At 74.9% G+C, this 1,418-nt stretch carries 1 protein-coding gene and 1 pseudogene; both read right to left on the reverse strand.

Features of this window, described 5'->3' with window-relative positions; genetic code table 11:
* Nucleotides 1-785 (reverse strand): annotated as a pseudogene (locus AB0J52_RS40595) (ABC transporter ATP-binding protein); the annotation flags it as partial.
* Nucleotides 782-1,330, reverse strand: coding sequence for a peroxiredoxin family protein (locus AB0J52_RS40600; RefSeq protein ID WP_500188547.1), 549 nt, complete (start codon nucleotides 1,328-1,330; stop codon nucleotides 782-784). The gene AB0J52_RS40600 and the pseudogene AB0J52_RS40595, both read right to left, overlap by 4 nt.
* Nucleotides 1,331-1,418 lie beyond the last annotated feature (88 nt).

Raw genomic sequence — 1,418 nt, forward strand, 5'->3', positions numbered from 1 at the left:
CCCTGCGTGCGCAGTTCCCGCAGGTCCATGCCGCGTTCGGCGGCGTTGGCGGCGCGCCGCTCGGCCATCATCCGGCCGCGCAGGAACGCGCCGATGCCGAACAGCCGGATCTCCGTCGCGGGCGACGTGCCGGTCAGCAGCTGGCCGTAGAAGTACTCGCGGCGGTGGTGGTGCTCGGTGTCCCACTCCATGGCCGTCCGGCGGCGGGTCAGCAGGGTCTCCGCGACGAGCGCGGGCAGCGCGGCGGCGAGGACCAGGCCGGTCATCGCCGGGCTGAGCACGAGCAGCGAGCCGAGGAACCCGGTCAGCGACAGCACGCCGCCGAGGACGCCGCCGAGACCGTCCACCAGTTCGGGGACGCGCCGGACGCCGTCCTGCGCGAGCCGGAGCCGGTCCTGGTAGGCGGGGTCCTCGAAGGCGCGGAGGCCGACCTGGCGTTCGGCGGCCGCGAACAGGCGGTTCGTGCCCTCCAGGCTCGCGGCGCGGCCGATCTGGTTGCGGGCGAAGCGGGCGACGGGGGGCAGCGCGGCCAGGGCGTGCCCGGCGGCGGCCAGGCCGAGCGCGAGGCCGCCGACCGGTTCGCTCCCCTGGGTCAGCCGGTCGATCACCAGCTTGGTCAGCCAGGCCGTCACGATCGGCGTGACGGCCGCGGCGACCGTCACGGCCAGGAAGACCGGCACCTCCACGGGCGCGGCCCGGCCGAGCAGGGCGACCGCCTCGGCGGCCGACGTCCGCAGCGCCCGTGCGCCGAACCGCGGCTCATCCTGGTCGTCCGGGCTGGTCATCGCCCGTTTCCGGCCGCCGGGACGGGGAGGGTGTGCAGGGGGAGTTCGTCCATGCGGGCGCCGGTTCCGGCGATGCGGCCGTCCTCGCCGAGGAGGTACAGCGCGGGCGTCCACTGGTTCTGGAAGGCGCGGGCCACGAGCCCGCCCGCCCGGTCGGCCTGGACGACGCGCGCGACGCGCTCCAGCGCGGCGACCGTCTCGGGCTCGTCGCCGCCGAAGACGGCCAGGACGTTCTCACGGCCGAGGGTCCCGGCGCGGTCGAGGAAGCTCGGCAGCAGGTCGTGGCAGCCCTCGCAGTTCGCCGAGAAGAACGCGACGACTCCGGCCGCCGACTCGCGCGAGACCGGTTCGCCGGCGGTGGTCGTCGCGCTGAACTCGGGGACCGCCGCACCGGGCTTGAGGGCGAACAGGTCGCCCGCGCCCGGGGCCGTCCGGACGCCCGCGGCGGCGTCCGCCCGCATCCGGCGGAGAATGCCGAAGGTGAGCATCAGATTCAGCACGGAAAGGACGCCGAAGAGGACGACCGCGGCCACCAGATAAGGCATTGTCAGTTCCTCGGAAAAGAGGTTGATAATTGTACGAACCGATGCCGCCGCGAGACTCGGGCGGCGGCGGACGCCGGGCGGAGCGCGG

The sequence above is a fragment of the Spirillospora sp. NPDC049652 genome, from assembly GCF_040675125.1.
Lineage (GTDB): Bacteria > Actinomycetota > Actinomycetes > Streptosporangiales > Streptosporangiaceae > Spirillospora.